The 15225-nt window shown below is 77.1% G+C and carries 12 protein-coding genes; 7 read left to right on the top strand and 5 right to left on the bottom strand.

Features of this window, described 5'->3' with window-relative positions; translation table 11 throughout:
- The first annotated feature begins 151 nt into the window (after positions 1 to 151).
- The 6 genes from RM780_RS03795 to RM780_RS03770 all read left to right on the top strand — a co-directional run bounded on the left by RM780_RS03795 (position 152) and on the right by RM780_RS03770 (position 7244).
- The gene (locus RM780_RS03795) at positions 152 to 778 is read left to right on the top strand and encodes a TetR family transcriptional regulator (protein ID WP_311629009.1); all 627 of its coding nucleotides are present in this window, start codon (positions 152 to 154) and stop codon (positions 776 to 778) included.
- A gap of 279 nt (positions 779 to 1057) precedes the next feature.
- Positions 1058 to 2482 carry a prenyltransferase/squalene oxidase repeat-containing protein gene (locus tag RM780_RS03790; protein WP_311629008.1) on the top strand — a complete coding sequence of 475 codons (1425 nt, stop codon included), beginning with the start codon at positions 1058 to 1060 and terminating at the stop codon, positions 2480 to 2482.
- Positions 2483 to 2607: 125 nt separating this feature from the next.
- Positions 2608 to 3408: an SCO2322 family protein gene (locus RM780_RS03785; protein WP_311629007.1), complete on the top strand. Its 801-nt coding sequence runs from the start codon at positions 2608 to 2610 to the stop codon at positions 3406 to 3408.
- 16 nt (positions 3409 to 3424) lie between these two features.
- Positions 3425 to 4645 carry an energy-coupling factor transporter transmembrane component T gene (locus tag RM780_RS03780; protein WP_311629006.1) on the top strand — a complete coding sequence of 407 codons (1221 nt, stop codon included), beginning with the start codon at positions 3425 to 3427 and terminating at the stop codon, positions 4643 to 4645.
- Positions 4642 to 6420, top strand: a complete 1779-nt coding sequence (locus tag RM780_RS03775) for an ABC transporter ATP-binding protein (RefSeq protein ID WP_311629005.1) — start codon at positions 4642 to 4644, stop codon at positions 6418 to 6420. Before RM780_RS03780 ends, RM780_RS03775 begins: the two co-directional genes overlap by 4 nt.
- A complete protein-coding gene (locus tag RM780_RS03770) occupies positions 6417 to 7244 on the top strand; it encodes an ECF transporter S component (protein ID WP_311629004.1) in 828 nt (275 codons plus the stop codon). Before RM780_RS03775 ends, RM780_RS03770 begins: the two co-directional genes overlap by 4 nt.
- A gap of 25 nt (positions 7245 to 7269) precedes the next feature.
- On the opposite strand, the gene RM780_RS03765 is transcribed toward RM780_RS03770, so the two are convergent.
- From RM780_RS03765 to RM780_RS03745, 5 genes are all read right to left on the bottom strand, one after another.
- Positions 7270 to 7863 (bottom strand): GTP-binding protein, encoded by a 594-nt coding sequence (locus RM780_RS03765; RefSeq protein ID WP_311629003.1) that lies wholly within the window; start codon positions 7861 to 7863, stop codon positions 7270 to 7272.
- A complete protein-coding gene (locus tag RM780_RS03760) occupies positions 7844 to 8218 on the bottom strand; it encodes a DUF742 domain-containing protein (protein ID WP_311629002.1) in 375 nt (124 codons plus the stop codon). The genes RM780_RS03765 and RM780_RS03760 overlap by 20 nt, the downstream gene beginning before the upstream one ends.
- Positions 8215 to 8658, bottom strand: coding sequence for a roadblock/LC7 domain-containing protein (locus RM780_RS03755; RefSeq protein ID WP_311629001.1), 444 nt, complete (start codon positions 8656 to 8658; stop codon positions 8215 to 8217). Before RM780_RS03755 ends, RM780_RS03760 begins: the two co-directional genes overlap by 4 nt.
- Positions 8655 to 11378 carry a sensor histidine kinase gene (locus tag RM780_RS03750; RefSeq protein ID WP_311629000.1) on the bottom strand — a complete coding sequence of 908 codons (2724 nt, stop codon included), beginning with the start codon at positions 11376 to 11378 and terminating at the stop codon, positions 8655 to 8657. Before RM780_RS03750 ends, RM780_RS03755 begins: the two co-directional genes overlap by 4 nt.
- Positions 11379 to 11798: 420 nt before the next feature.
- On the bottom strand, positions 11799 to 12959 hold the full coding sequence (locus RM780_RS03745; protein ID WP_311628999.1) for a peptidoglycan-binding domain-containing protein: 1161 nt from the start codon (positions 12957 to 12959) through the stop codon (positions 11799 to 11801).
- 171 nt (positions 12960 to 13130) lie between these two features.
- Here RM780_RS03745 and RM780_RS03740 point away from each other — a divergent pair, with 171 nt between their 5' ends.
- Complete coding sequence (locus RM780_RS03740; RefSeq protein WP_394812879.1) at positions 13131 to 15155, top strand: MDR family MFS transporter; 2025 nt, start codon at positions 13131 to 13133, stop codon at positions 15153 to 15155.
- The last annotated feature ends 70 nt before the right edge of the window (positions 15156 to 15225 follow it).

Below are 15225 nucleotides of genomic sequence, written 5' to 3'. Positions count from 1 at the left end.
TACTGTCAGTGGCTACTCACGGGTACCGACCATAACGCCCCTACGGCCAGCGGGAATGAGCCGGACCAGGTGATTATCACCACGCGGGCACGATGAGTAAATCTGCAAGTAAACTGCGACGCATTTCAGCCTCAGGCACCGGAGTCCGACCATGACCACCCGATCGGCCGACCGGGCCACGCCCGCCGTCGCGCAGCCCGCCCGGACGGCGCGGCAGCGGGCCCGGCGCCGGCGCATCCTGGACGCGAGCACCCGGCTGGCGGCGGAGGGCGGCTTCGACGCGGTGCAGATGCGCGAGGTGGCCGAGTCCGCCGGGGTGGCCCTGGGCACGCTCTACCGCTACTTCCCCTCCAAGATCCACCTGCTGGTGGCCGTTCTGCACGACCAGTTGGAGCAGCTCCACGCGACGCTGCGGGAGCGGCCGTTGACCGAGCATCAGCCGGCCGACCGGGTGGTGCGCACGCTGAAACGCGCCTTCCGCGCGCACCAGCGCGAGCCCCGGCTGGCCGAGGCGATGATGCGGGCCCTGCTGTTCGCGGACGCCTCGGTGGGCGAGGAGGTGGCGGGCGTCTCGCGGCTGACGGCCACCCTGCTGATGGACGCCACCGGGCTGCCGGAGGAGGAGGCGGCGCGCCACCTCAGCGCCATCCGCGTCATCCAGCACACCTGGCACTCCACGCTCCTGTACTGGCTCTCGGGCGGGATCTCGCTGGCCCAGGCCCACACGGACATCGAGACGGCCTGCGGGCTCCTGGCGGGGGCACGGCCGATAGAGTGACCCGGAACAGTTCACCCGCAGGCGGGGAAAGCCGGTGCGAATCCGGCGCTGACCCGCAGCCGTGAGCGGCCCCCGCCGCGCCCCGTGGGAGCGCGCGGCGCCCGCGAGCCGGAATGCCCGCCCGCGGGGCGCACTGGCCCCCGGCCGCGCGCCCCCCTCCCGGGCGGGCCCGGCCGGCACCGTCGAGGAATACGGCGCTGAGCCCGGTGTCGCCCGCGCGCGTTGCCGCGTCGCGGCCGTCCGCCGTGCCCGGCGGCCAGCACAGCGAAAGGCAGCCCCGTGACCCATTCCCCCGCCCGCCCACGCACGCGCCCGGCCCCGGGCCGCAGACCCGGCGGGGGGCGCTCCCTCGCCGCACTGGCCGCCGCCGCGGCCCTGCTGGCAACGGCCGCGCTCCCCAGCGCGGCGGCGGCCTTGCCGGCCACCGCGCCGTCCACGGCGCAGACGGAAGAGGCGCAGGACGCCCTGTTCGGGGAGGGGGATCCGACCTACGACGGCGTCTTCCGCCAGTCCTTCGCGCTGCTGGCGCAGAGCGCCGCCGGGTACACCCCCGCCTCGGCGGCCGTGGAGTGGCTGCTGGCGCAGCAGTGCGAGGACGGCTCCTTCCTGCCCCACCGCGCCGACCCGGCCCAGCCCTGCGAGGACGTGACGGCGGCCGACTCCAACGCCACCGCGCTCGCCGTGCAGGCGCTCTCCGCGACCGGCGGCCACGAGGAGGCGGTCTCCGGCGCGCTGCGCTGGCTGACGGGCGTGCAGAACGAGGACGGCGGCTGGGGCTACAGCCCGGGCAACGCCTCGGACGCGAACTCCACCTCCGTCGTGGTGGGCGCCTTCCTGGCCGCCGGGCAGGACCCGGCCGAGGTGCGGCGCGGGCAGCGTTCCCCCTACGACGCGCTGGACTCCTTCCAGCTCGGCTGCGACGCGCCGCAGGAGACGGAGCGCGGGGCGTTCGCCTGGCAGCCCGACGAGGCGGCGGACGGGGCGCTGGCCGCGAACCCGCTGGCCTCGGCGGACGCGGTGCTCGCCTCCTACGGCAGCGGCTTCCTCGTCGCCCCGGACGCCCCGGCCGCGCCCGTCGCGCCGCTGGACTGCGGCGACACCGGCGACGCGGACGGCGACACGGACAGCGAAGCCGACGGCGGGGCGGAGGAGACGCCCACGGAGTCCGGCGAGCCCGGGGCCACGGAGACCCCCGGTTCCCCGCGGGCCGCGTCCGCCTCCGCGGGCGCGGCCTACCTGGCCGGGCTGCTGGCCGACGGCGAGCAGCACCTGGTCTCCGCCCCGCCCGGGGGCGAGGAGCAGCCGGACTTCTCCGCGACCGCGCGGGCCGTGCTCGCCCTGGCCGCCGGCGGGCACCGCGAGGCGTGGCAGGGCCCGCTGGGCTGGCTGCGCGACCACCACGGCGAGTGGACCGGGTACCAGGAGGACCCGACCGCGCTCAGCCTGCTCGTGCTGGCCGCGCACGCGGGCGGCCTGGACCCCGGGGACTTCGGCGGCGAGGACCTGACCGCCGCCCTCAACCGGCTCGGCCCCGCCCCCGACGAATCCCCGGACGACGCCTCCGGCGGCGCGGGCGCGGCGGACGGCGAGGACGACGGCGGCCTCAGCCCCGTGGTCTGGGTGATCGCGCTGGGCCTGGCGATCGGCATCGCCCTGGGCGTGGCCCTGGTGCTGCGCCGGTCCCGGAAGCCCACGGGCGCGTGAGTCTCCCCGCCTTCGCCCGGGCGCTGACGCCGGTCCGGTCGGACCTCCGCCCCGGGGAGCAGCCCGCCGGCCCGGGGGCACGGGACCGCACCGGGCCGCGCGCCCGCGCGTCGTCCGGTTCGGGGATGCCGGCCGAGGCGGCGGCGGCCGGGGCCCCGCGCACCGCGCAGCCCCGCATCGCCGCTGCCGTGCCCGGCCGCGCCCCCGCACCCGGTGGCCCGGCGGCACGCGCCCACCCGGCACGCGCCCACCCGGCGCGGGACGCCCGGCGTTGGGGCGCCGCGCTCGTCGCCGGGTGGCTGGTGCTCGGCGGCCTGGGCGGGGTCGCACGGGCCGAGGATCAGGGGTACCGGTACTGGTCGTTCTGGACCTGGGACGAGGGCGAGGGCCGCTGGACCTACGCCACCCAGGGCCCCGGGACGCTGCGGGCCTCGGACGGGGACCTGCTGGGGTTCCGCTTCGCCGTCAGCACGGAGTCGACGGACACGGATGTGCCGCGCGGGGAGCACACCTTCGCCGCCATCTGCGGCGCGGACGGGGAGCGGAGCGACCGCACGCGCGTGGCGCTGGTGATCGACTTCGGCACCGAGGCGGACGCGCCCGGCGGCGCCACCCCGCCCGGGCCCCGGACCGAGTGCGCCCGCCTGGAGGACGGCTCGACCGCCGCGATGGCCCTGGCCGAGACGGCGGGCCCGCTGCGCTACAGCTCCGACGCGCTGCTGTGCGCCATAGCCGGGTACCCGGAGCGCGGCTGCGCCGACCAGCTCGCGGACGGCGGCGACCCCGAGGCGGACGAGGCAGGAACCGGGGCGGGGAACGACAGCGGCGACGGCGGCGGCTCGGGCGTGGCCGTGCTCGCGGGCGTGGGCACGGTCGTGGCCCTGGCCGTCGCCGCCGCGCTGCGGGCCCGCCGGCGGCGCGGCTGAGCGGGCGGGGAACACGGTGACGACGGCGGCCGACGGAACGCGCGCGCCCCGGCGCGGGCGCCTGCGCGCGCCGACGGCCAGCCGCGCCAACGCCCTGCACGCGGGCGCCTGGTGGCTGTGGGCCCTGGGCCTGGCCGCCGCCGCCTCGCGCACCGCCAACCCGCTGCTGCTCGGCCTGATCGTCGCGGTCGCGGGGTACGTGGTCGCCGCCCGCCGCACGGACGCGCCCTGGGCGCACGCCTTCCGCTTCTTCCTCGTGCTGGGCGCCGTGGTGATCGCGATCCGCGTCGTCTTCGCCGTGGCGCTCGGCTCGCCCATCGGCGGCACCCGGGTGCTGTTCACGCTCCCCGAGGTGCCGCTGCCCGAGTGGTCGCAGGGCGTGCGTCTGGGCGGGCAGGTGACGGCCGAGGCGCTGGCGTTCGCCTTCTTCGACGGCGCGAAGCTGGCCACACTGCTGATCTGCCTCGGCGCCGCCAACTCCCTGGCCAACCCGGCCCGGCTGCTGAAGTCGCTGCCGGGCGCGCTGTACGAGATGGGCGTGGCGGTCGTCGTGGCGATGACCTTCGCGCCGCGCCTGGTGGCCGACCTGGTGCGCACCCGCGACATGCGGCGGCTGCGCGGCCGGGAGGACCGGGGCCTGCGGGCGCTGCTGGCGGTGGCCAGGCCGGTGCTCGAAGGGGCGCTGGAACGCGCGGTCTCGCTCGCCGCGGCGATGGACGCGCGCGGCTACGGCAGGACCGCGGACGTTGCCCCGCCGGTGCGGCGGCTGACCACGGGCCTGACGCTGGGCGGTCTGCTCGGGGTGTGCGCCGGCTCCTACGGGCTGCTGGCGGCGGAGGGGGCGGCGTTCGCGCTGCCGCTGCTGCTGGCCGGGCTCGGCGCGGCGCTGGGCGGGCTGTGGCTGGGCGGGCGGCGCAGCCCGCGTACGCGATACCGGCCCGACCGTTGGGGCGTGCGGGCCTGGCTGGTGGCGGGCTCGGGCGCGGGGGTGGCGGTGCTGACGGGCTGGGCGGCGGGCGCGGACCCGGACGCCCTCAACCCGCCGGTGGTGCCGCTGACGGCGCCCGCGTTCCCGCTCCCGGTGGCTGCGGCGATCCTGCTGGGCCTGCTGCCCGCGCTGGTCGCGCCGCGCCCGGAGGAGGCGGAGGCCCGGGAGGACGCGCGGGAGCCGGAGAACGCCCCGGGCCCGCCCACGGAATCGACGAGGCCGCGACGGCCGGAGCGGAGCAGGCGGTGATTCGTTTCTCGCGGATGTCGGTCACCTACCCCGAAGCGCCGGGCCCGGCCCTGGGGCCGGTCGACCTGACCGTGCCCGAGGGTGAGCTGTGCCTGGTGGTCGGCCCCTCGGGAGTCGGCAAGTCGACTCTGCTGGGCACGGTCTCCGGGCTGGTGCCCCACTTCACCGGCGGCACCCTGCGCGGGCGGGTGGAGGTGGCGGGCCGCGACACCCGCACGCACCCGCCGCGCGACCTCGCGGACGTGGTCGGTACGGTCGGGCAGGACCCGCTGGCGCACTTCGTCACCGACACGGTGGAGGAGGAGCTGGCCTACGGCCTGGAGTCCCTGGGCCTGCCGCCGGCCGTGATGCGCCGCCGGGTGGAGGAGACGCTGGACCTGATGGGGCTGGCCGAGCTGCGCGAGCGGTCCATCGCCTCCCTCTCCGGCGGCCAGCAGCAGCGGGTGGCCATCGGCTCGGTGCTCACCCCGCACCCGCGCGTGCTGGTGCTGGACGAGCCGACCTCCGCCCTCGACCCGGGCGGCGCCGAGGAGGTGCTCGCGGTGCTGATGCGGCTGGTCCACGACCTGGGAACGACGGTGCTGATGGCCGAGCACCGGCTGGAGCGGGTCGTTCAGTACGCGGACCGGGTCCTGCTGCTCCCGGCCCCGGGCGCCGCGCCCGAACTCGGCACCCCCGCCGCGATGATGGCCCGCTCCCCCGTCCGCCCCCCGGTGGTCGCGCTCGGCCGCCTGGCGGGCTGGGACCCGCTCCCCCTCTCCGTCCGGGACGCGCGGCGCCGGGCGGAGAGCCTGCGGGAACGCCTGCCCGAGGCCCCCGGGCCGGGGGCTCCCGCCGCGGTGAGGGTCAACGTCCTTCCTGCGGGCGGCCGTTCGAGCGCGGGCGAGGACGGAACCGAGGGCGGGGCCGCGGCCCGCGGCCTTCCCCGGCAGCGGCGCCGGTGGGCGCTCGGGGCCCGGCGGCCGGCCCCGGAGGGGGGCGGCAGGCGGAGCGCGGCAGGCGCCGGCGCCCCGCTCGTGGAGGTCCGCGGGCTGGCCGTGCGCCGGGGCCGCAGCGAGGTGCTGCGCGGGGTCACCCTCGCTGTCGGGGCCGGGGAGACCGTGGCCCTGATGGGCCGCAACGGCGCGGGCAAGTCCACGCTGCTGCGCACCCTCGTCGGCCTGCACGCCCCCGCCGCGGGCAGCGCGGCCGTGGGCGGCCTCGCGCCCCACCGGACCGCGCCCCGGGAGCTGCTGCGGCACGCGGGCCTGGTGCCGCAGGACCCGCGCGACCTGCTGTTCGCGGAGACCGTGGCGGCCGAGTGCGCCGCCGCCGACGAGGACGCGGGCGCGGCGCCCGGCCGGTGCGCGGAGCTGGCCGGGCGGCTGCTGCCCGGCGTGCGCCCCGGCGCGCACCCGCGCGACCTGTCCGAGGGGCAGCGCCTCGCGCTCGCGCTGGCCGTGATCCTGACCGCCGCGCCGCCGGCGCTGCTGCTGGACGAGCCGACCCGGGGCCTGGACTACGCGGCCAAGGCCCGCCTGATCGGCCTGCTGCGTGAGCTGGCGGGCGAGGGGCACTGCGTGCTGCTGGCCACGCACGACGTGGAGCTGGCCGCCGAACTCGCCCTCAGGACGGTCGTTCTGGCGGACGGCGAGGTGGTCGCGGACGGCCCGACCGCCGAGGTGGTCACTGCCTCGCCGTCCTTCGCGCCGCAGGTGGCGAAGGTCCTGGCGCCCGCGGTCTGGCTGACGGTGCCGCAGGTGCGAGCCGCGCTGAGCGCCGGGGGCGCGGCGTGAGGGCCGGGGACGCCGACGACACCCGGCAGGCGCGCCCCGTGCGGCTCGGGCCCCGGGCCGCCGCCGCGCTGGCGCTGGTCTCGGCGACCGGCGTGGTGGCGTTCGGCTGGCCGCTGCTGGCCGGCACGGACTCCGGTCTGGCCCACTCCGCGGACGCGCCCTGGCTGTTCGCGCTGCTGCTGCCGATGCTGCTCGCCGTGGTCGCCGCGACCCTCGCGGACGGCGGGATGGACGCCAAGGCGGTGGCCATGCTGGGCGTGCTGGCGGCGGCGGGCGCCGCGCTGCGTCCGCTCGGCGCGGGGACGGCGGGGCTCCAGCCGATGTTCTTCCTGATGGTGCTGGCGGGGCGGGTGCTGGGGCCCGGCTTCGGGTTCGCGCTCGGCTCGGTGACGATGTTCGCCTCCGCGCTGCTGACCGGCGGCGTCGGGCCGTGGATGCCGTTCCAGATGCTGACGATGGGCTGGCTGACGATGGGCGCCGGGCTGCTCCCGGGCGCGGACGCCCTGCGCGGCCGGGGCGAGCTGGCCATGCTGGCGGCGTACGGGGCGGTGTCCTCGGTGCTGTACGGCCTGGTGATGAACCTCCAGGGCTGGCCCTACATCGCGGGTCTTGGCACCGGGATCTCCTTCGTGCCGGGCGACCCCCTGGCCGAGAACCTGGGCCGCTACCTCGCCTACGTGCTGGCGACCTCCCTGGGCTGGGACCTCCCGCGCGCGGTGCTGACGACGGCGCTGGTGCTGGCGTTCGGCGGCAGCGTCCTGCGCGCCCTGCGCCGGGCCACCCGCCGCGCGGCCTTCGACGCCCCGGTCCGCTTCGACCCGTAGCCCGCGGCGGCCCCAAGCGAGGCCCTCAGGCGACGACGTCCATGACGTGCTCCAGCAACGCCAGCAGCACCCGCCGCGTCGAGCCGCGCTGCCGCGCGTCGCACAGCAGGACGGGCGTGCCGGGCGGCAGGTCGAGGGCGGCGGAGATCTCCTCCACCGCCTCGTGCTGGACGCCCTCGAAGCAGTTGACCGCGACGATGAACGGGATGCCGCGGTGCTCGAAGTAGTCCACCGCCGCGAAGCTGACGTCCAGGCGGCGCGTGTCGACCAGGACGACCGCGCCCAGCGCGCCGCGCGAGAGGTCGTCCCACATGAACCAGAAGCGGTTCTGGCCGGGCGTCCCGAAGAGGTAGATGACCACGTCGGAGTCGAAGGTGATCCGCCCGAAGTCCATGGCCACGGTCGTGGTGGTCTTGCCCTCGATGCCGGCCAGGCCGTCCGCGTCCGCGCCGGGGGCGGTGATCAACTCCTCGGTACTGAGGGGGGCTATCTCGCTGATGGAGCCGACCATGGTGGTCTTGCCGACGCCGAAGCCGCCGGCTATCACGATCTTGCCGGTCCTCGCGTGCGGGCTGGGGGCCGGCCGGCCGGCGGCGCGGCTAGAGATTTCTGATGCCATCGATCACTGCCTGGAGGAAGTGGACGTCCCTGGTGGTGGACGCGTCGGGCGAGGACAGGCCGATCAGCCCCTGGTCGAGGAGGTCGGCGAGGAGGATGCGGACGACGCTGACGGGCAGGGCGAGGTGCGCGGCGACCTCGACCACGGCCGTGGGCGTGCGGCACAGCCGCAGCGCCCGTAGCTGTTCGGGCTGGAGCCGGGCGCCCTGCTCGGGCAGGCGGACGGTGGTGACGAGGGAGATGAGGTCGATGTCGTTGCGTCCGGGGCGGGTGCGACCGCGGGTGATCGCGTACGGCCGGATCATCGGCCCGCTCTGCTCCCCGGACCAGGAGCCCTCGGACCAGTGCGTGATCATCCAGGTTCACCGACCGGGGCGGCGGTAGCGCCCTGCACCCGGGGGAAGCGGGGGGCCGCGGTGAGGAACGACCCGACCTGCCGCACCAGCATGTTCATCTCGTAGGCGATGGACCCGACGTCCACGGCGGAGGAGGCGAGCACGGCCAGCCGCGCGCCGCTGCCGGCGGCGGTGACGAAGAGGAACAGGTCGGCCATCTCGATCATGGTCTGGCGCACGGGGCCGCCGGAGAAGTGGCGGCTGGTGCCCTGCGCGAGGGACTGCAGGCCGGAGGCGATGGCGGAGAGCTGCTCGGCGTCCTCCCGGGGCAGCGAGGAGGAGCAGCCCAGCAGCAGGCCGTCCTCGGAGAGGACCAGGGCGTGCCGGGTCTCGGGGGTCTGGTCCACCAGCCCGTCAAGCAGCCAGGTCAGTCCGCTGTCGCCGGTGTGGGTGGCCGTCATCGGTTCTCCTCGTGCGTGGGGTACGCGGGGTCCGCGCCCGCGTTCCTTCTCTGGGGCAGGGGGGCGTTCCCGGGGGCGCGCCCCGGGGCGGGCTCCGGCGGCTCGGCCAGCGCCCTGCGGGTGCCGCGCTGGAGCGCGGTGAGGACCGAGCGGGCCTGCGCCGCCGCCCGGTCGGCCGACTCCTCGGGCTCCTCGGCGGCCGGGGCGGCGTCGCGGAGCTGGGGCGCGAGGTGCGTCATCCGCACGCGGCGCGGCAGGCGTCCGGAGCGGCCGGGGGCACCGCCGGGCGCGCCGGGCGTTCCCGGGGCGGCGCGCGGGGCCGGGGGGCGGGGAACGCCCCCTGCCGGGCCGCCGTTCGGGGCGGCGTACGGCGCCGGGGGGCCGGGCTGAAGGCGGGCCCGGGGGCCGGCCTCGGGCGGGGCGAACGCCCCGGCGCGCGGCTCGGCGTTCGGACGGCCGTAGGGCTCGCCGTGCGGAACGCCGCCGGGACGGTGGCCGTTGCCGTTGCCGTTGCCGTTGCCGTTGCGGTGAACGTCCTCGCGTGGGCGGGTGGGGAACGCCAGGGGTCCGGTCGGCTGGGCGGGGAGCGCCGCGGGGGCGGCGTGGCGCGGGCCGGAGCCGGCGCGTGGGACGGCGGCCAGGTGGCGGGCGGTGCGCGAGGAGTCGGCGGAGGACAGCGGCGCGGCGCCGACGGCGTCGAGGATCTCCTTGGGGAGCAGGACGACGGCGAGGACGCCCTTGTAGGAGGAGGGGCGCAGCGTGACGGTGATGTCGTGGCGGGCGGCCAGGTGGCTGACCACGATGAGGCCCAGGCGCGGGTCCTCGCCCAGGGTTGCGACGCTGAACTCGGGCGGGTGGGCGAGGAGTTCGTTGGCGGCCCGCAGCTCCTCGGCCGGCATGCCGAGCCCCCGGTCCTCGACCTCCACGGCCATGCCCTGCGCGACGGGCACGAGGCGGACGTGGACCTCGGTGTTCGGCGGCGAGAACCCGGTGCCGTTCTCGATGAGTTCGGCCAGCAGGTGCACCGTGTCCGCGACGGCCGGGCCGACGACCGCGGCGTCCTCGCCGGCCTCGACCACGACGCGGCTGTAGTTCTCGACCTCGGAGACGGCGCTGCGCAGCACGTCGGTGAGCGCGACGGCGGCGCGCCAGCGGCGGCCGGGCGCGGCGCCGCTGAGGATGGTCAGGCTCTCGGCGTTGCGCCGCATGCGGGTGGCGAGGTGGTCGACGGCGTAGAGGTCGGCGAGGTCCTCGGGGTCGGTGGCCTTGTGCTCCATGCCGTCGATGACGGTGAGCTGGCGGTGCAGGAGGACCTGCATGCGGCGGGACATGTTGAGGAACATCCGGCGGGCACCCTCGCGCAGCTCGGCCTGCTCCAGCGCGACGGCGACGGCCGTGCGCTGCGCGGAGTCGAACGCCTGGGCCACGCGGCCGAGTTCGTCGGTGCCGTAGTCCAGGGTGGGCAGGCCGCCGCCCTCGGGCACGGGGTCGCCGCGGCGCAGCCGGGCGATGAGGTCGGGCAGGCGCTCGCGGGCCAGCTCCAGGGTGGCGCGGCGGAGGCTGGACATGCGCAGCATCAGCGAGCGGGTGATGCGATAGGTGACGATGCCGCAGCCGAGGATGCCGGCCAGGCCGATGGCGGCGGCGGTCAGGAAGCCGGTGCGGGCCTGCTCGGCCTCCCGGCCGCTGAGGTCGAGCAGGGCGGCGATGTGGACGAGGTACTCCTGGGCGAACGCGCCCTCGACGGCGCCGGGGGCGCGCAGTTGGGCGTTGGTGAGCACGGGGACGTCGAGTGCCGTGTCCTCGGTCAGCCCGCCCGCGGGCAGTTCCTCGGGGCGGCTCTCCCAGATCACCACGCGCTCGGCCGCGGCCAGCGCCTCGCCGTCGTCGCCGCCGAAGATCCGCGTCAGGCGCATCCGCTGGTCGGCGGGGAGTTCGGGGGTGACCTCGCCGAGCACCTGGTCGCGGGAGGCGACGGCGGAGGTGAGGGCGTCGCGCTCGGCGGCGGTCATCGTCCGCGAGGCGGTGGCGGCCGTGAGCAACGCGCGTTCGCGGGAGATGAACTCGGCGACCTGGGCCATGGATATCAGGTCGAAGACGCCCTCGTTGAGGTCGCCGCTGCCGTCCACGTGGCGGACCATGGGCTGCAGGAGGCCGATGTCGGCGGTGATGACCGCGGTGTACTGGTCGTAGACCTCGGCCCGTCCGGCGCTGCCGTCGTCGGTGGCGGCGCGAGTGCTGTCGAGTTCGGCGAGGCGGCTCTCCATCACGTCGTGGACGGGGGCGAAGGCGGGGACGCGGGCCCATACGCGGTCCAGGCGGGCGGCGCGGTAGGCGGCGACGAGCTCGTCCGTGCGCTGGCGCGCCGAGACCAGGGCGGCACGGTCGCCGCCCGTGGCCATCCACGTGAGGGCGGCGTGCCGTTCGGCCTGGAGGGATTCGCGCAGCGGCTGGGTGACCGCGGAGGAGGTGAGGAAGTCCTCCTCGGTTTCCACGAGTTGGCGCCACTGGCCGTAGAAGTAGACGGAGCCGACCGCCGAGAGCGCGGTCATCGCGCACACGGGGATGACCACGAGGAGGATCAGGGACAGCCGGATGCTGCCGCGGCGGGTCCGCGCGAGTCTGCGGCCCTTGCGGGCCGGGCGCGGGGTCGCGTTCTCCGGGGGTGCCCCGGCGGGCCGGGCGGCGCTCTCGCGCCGTCTGCTCTGCTTGCCTGTCACGCTGTCCTCTTGCCGTGCGGTGCCCTGCGGTGTGCCGTGCGGTTCCGTGCGTCCTGCCGTGCGCACCGGCGGCCGGTGGCGCGGGCAGCGCGCGGCGCGGACGCTGCCCGGCCGCGCGGCTCGGCGGCGGGCCCGGGCCCCCGGCGGCGCGCGGTGGCGGAACGACCGGACGGCTGCCCGCTCCCGCACGGGGCGAGGGCGGCGACCGGCCGGAGCTCCACGCGCCGCGGAACCCGGGGGCACCCTCAGCGGCGGGGGGTGCCGCCCGGACGGCCCGGCGCGCTTTCGCCGCGTTGTCATCCGTGCGACACCTTTGGGCGGTGATGCTAATGCTTCGGCCAGGGCCCTGCTACCCGCGTGCACGGACTACTGTGACCCGCCTGCGCCGGGGGCGGGTTGGGGCGCGCGGCGGCGCGCGGGTCAGTCCTCGGGGGGGTCCGTGGTGTGGTTCTCCAGGGCCGCGCGGGTCGGCGGGCCGTAGACGCCCTCCGGGTCGCCCTCCACGCCGTAGGCGATCTGAAAGCGCGTCACGGCCTCGGCCGTCCCCCGGTCGTAGACGCCGGTGACCGGGCCGGTGTAGACCCATCTCAACTGGCGCAGGCGCCGCTGGAGTTCGGCCACCTCGGGGCCGCGGTCGCCCTCGCGCAGCTCAGGGCGCCCGCCGCCCGGGTCGGGGTCCTCGCCGCCCGGCCGGCTCGGCGACGGGTTCCCTGGCTCGCCGCCCGGCGGAGTGGGCCCGTCCGAGGGGGTGGGGGGCGTCGTGGAGGGGGCGGGCCGTCCGCTGCCCTCGGGTGCGCCGGGCCCGGTGGGCGCGCCGCCGTTCTGGAGGACGTCGGCCGGCGGGGAGGCGGACTCCTCGGGCGGGGGGCCGGAGCCCTCCGGGGCCTCCTCGTCGGCCCCCGGGGTGGGGATGGCCTCGCGCGGCCCGGTGTCGGCGGTGTTGGGCGTCTCGCCGTCCTCGGGAGCGGGCGGGAGCTCGTCGGGGAGGGCGTGGCTGGGGTCGTCGCGGTCGTCGTCGGGCGGTATCTCGTCGATGCGGCCGTACTGCCCGGACAGCAGGGAGGCGGCCAGCGCGGCGGAGCCGACCATGGCGGCGACGGCGCCGCCGGCCGCGACCGCGATCCGGGTACGGCCGCGCGGCTTGCGGTGCGAGGCGGGCGGCCGGTGCGGGGCCCGGTAGGAGCCGTGCAGGGGGGCCGCCTCGGGGGCCGTGCCGCCCGGGCCCCCGGCGCCGGGCTCCTCGCCGCCGGAGTAGTCGCCGCCGCGGTCCTCGGCACCGTCGTGCGGGGCGCCGTGGCCCGCGCGGTCCTCGCCGCCGTGGCCCCTGTCCCCGTAACTCCCGCCGCCGTCCTCGGCGCCGCCGTCCTCGGCGCCGCGGGCCCAGGCGGGGGCGGGCGGGGCGCCGGAGGGGCCGGGGAGGGCGTGGGCCTCCAGCGGGAAACGCGCGACATCGGCCGGATCGGGGCCGTACTCGGGCGGGCGGACGGGCCGGGAGAGGAAGTGGGTGAGGCAGTCGCAGGAGGGGTCGCCGCCGGGCAGAGCCGGACGACCGCAGATCAGACACTCAGGCTGGTCGGTCAATCCGGCCCTCCTCCCGGTCGATTCGCAGCGATTATGCCCCACCCGTACGAGCGGTGCTGACATTCTGCTCAACAAGCCGGGCGCGGCGAAACAGGACAAAATGACAGAGGGAGGCCGCCCCCTCGGCCCCCGCCGGAACGCCCGGCCCGCCCACCCCGCGAGGAGGCGCCCGTGACGGCCCGACCCGGCCCGCCCGGCGACGCCGGCCGCCCGGCCCCGGACGCCCGCGGCACCCTGTGGCTCTCGCTCGGCGCGCTGCTGCTCGGGCTGTTCCTGGCGGCCCTGGACCAGACGATCGTGGCCACCGCGCTGCCGACCATCGTCAGCGACCTGGGCGGCCTGAACCACCTCTCCTGGGTGGTCACCGCCTACCTGCTCGCCTCCACGGCCGGCACCCCGCTGTGGGGCAAGCTCGGCGACCAGTGGGGCCGCAAACGCCTCTTCCAGGTGGCGATTCTCATCTTCCTGGCCGGCTCGGCGCTGTGCGGCCTGGCGCGGAACATGCCCGAGCTGATCGGCTTCCGCTTCCTCCAGGGCCTGGGCGGCGGCGGCCTGATCGTGCTGTCCATGGCGATCGTCGGAGACCTGGTCCCGCCGCGCAGCCGCGGCCGTTACCAGGGCCTGTTCGGTGCGGTGTTCGGCGCCACGAGCGTGCTCGGGCCGGTGCTGGGCGGCCTGTTCACCGACCACCTCTCCTGGCGCTGGGTCTTCTACGTCAACCTCCCCGTCGGCGCCGTGGCGTTGGCCGTCATCGCGACGGCGCTGCACATCCCCGCGCCCCGGCGGCGCCACCGGATCGACTACGCCGGCACCGTCCTGATCGCGGCCGTGGCCGCCGCGCTGGTGGTCATCGCCTCGCTCGGCGGCACCACCTGGGCCTGGGGCTCCTGGCAGATCGCCGCCCTCGCGGTCCTGGCCGCCGCCTGCCTGGGCGCGTTCGTCCTGGTGGAGCGGCGCGCGGCCGAACCCGTGCTCCCGCTGGGCCTGTTCGCGGTGCGGACCTTCAGCGTCTGCTGCGGCATCGCGTTCGTCGTCGGCTTCGCAATGTTCGGCGCGATGACCTACCTGCCGACGTTCCTCCAGGTCGTGCACGGCATCTCCCCCACCCTCTCCGGGGTGCACCTGCTGCCGATGGTGCTGGGCCTGCTGCTGACCTCCACGCTCTCGGGCCAGCTGATCAGCCGCACCGGCCGCTGGAAGCTCTACCCCGTCGCCGGGACGGCCGTCACCGCGCTGGGCCTGCTCCTGCTGCACCGGCTCGACGCCCGCAGCGGCGACGCCGAGATGAGCCTGACGTTCGCCGTCTTCGGCCTGGGCATCGGCCTGGTCCTCCAGGTGCTGGTGCTGGCCGTCCAGAACGCCGTGGGCTACGCGAACCTGGGCGTGGCCACCTCGGGCGTGACGTTCTTCCGCTCCATCGGCGCGGCCTTCGGCGTGGCGGTGCTGGGAACGGCCTTCACCGGCCGACTGGAGGACCTGCTGCGGGACGCGCTGCGCGGGGCGCCGCTGCCGCCGGGGGTGACGCCGGACTCGCTGCTGCACGACCCGCGCGGCATCGGCGAACTCCCGGGCGCGGTGCGCGAGCGGGTGCTCGGCTCCTACTCCACGGCGATCACGGACGTCTTCCTGTACGCCGTGCCCGTGGTGGTCCTCGCCCACCTGCTGGCCTGGGCACTGCGCGAGGACCCGCTACGCGGCAGCGTGCGCGGCGCGGCGGACGTGGGCGAGGCGGTGCCGCCGACGCCGGTGGCGCGCAGCTCCTGCGAGGAGTGCGCGCGGGCGCTGTCGGTCCTGGGCACGCGGGCCGGGCGGCGCGACCTCTACGCCCGGATCGGCAGCGAGGCGGGCGCGGACCTGCTGCCGGCGGCGAGCTGGCTGCTGCTGCGGGCCTGCCGCGACGGCGCGGTGGACCCGGAGCCGCTGGCCGCGCGGGTGGGCGTGGAGCCTGCCGTGATCGAGGCGGCGACGCGGCAGCTCACGGAACGGGGCCTGGTGGAACGCCCCGGGCGCGCGCTGTCCCCCACCGCGCCGGGCCGGGAGGTGGCCGCGCGACTGGCCGCGGCGCGGGAGAACGCCCTGGCCGAGCTGCTGGGCGACTGGTGGGGCCCGGACCGCCCGCGCGACCTGGCCGAGCTGGTCCACACCCTCGGCGCGGAACTGGGCGGCTCGACGGCGGAGGCACCCCGCCGCCCCTGAGGGCTGGCGCCCCGCCCCCCGCTTTTGTATCGTACCCAAACAAAGTGGCTCCGCCCGCCTCCCCGACCGG

The sequence above is a fragment of the Streptomyces boetiae genome (assembly GCF_031845405.1).
GTDB classification, from domain to species: Bacteria; Actinomycetota; Actinomycetes; order Streptomycetales; family Streptomycetaceae; genus Streptomyces; species Streptomyces boetiae.
Note: the sequence above shows the minus strand (reverse complement) of the source record. Positions and strands in the feature narration are given on the sequence as shown.

Coding starts and splice junctions, on each gene's coding strand:
- RM780_RS03765 (WP_311629003.1), bottom strand. CDS start 7,863: ATGGCATCAGAAATCTCTAGCCGCGCCGCCGGCCGGCCGGCCCCCAGC.
- RM780_RS03760 (WP_311629002.1), bottom strand. CDS start 8,218: ATGATCACGCACTGGTCCGAGGGCTCCTGGTCCGGGGAGCAGAGCGGG.
- RM780_RS03795 (WP_311629009.1), top strand. CDS start 152: ATGACCACCCGATCGGCCGACCGGGCCACGCCCGCCGTCGCGCAGCCC.
- RM780_RS03785 (WP_311629007.1), top strand. CDS start 2,608: ATGCCGGCCGAGGCGGCGGCGGCCGGGGCCCCGCGCACCGCGCAGCCC.
- RM780_RS03755 (WP_311629001.1), bottom strand. CDS start 8,658: ATGACGGCCACCCACACCGGCGACAGCGGACTGACCTGGCTGCTTGAC.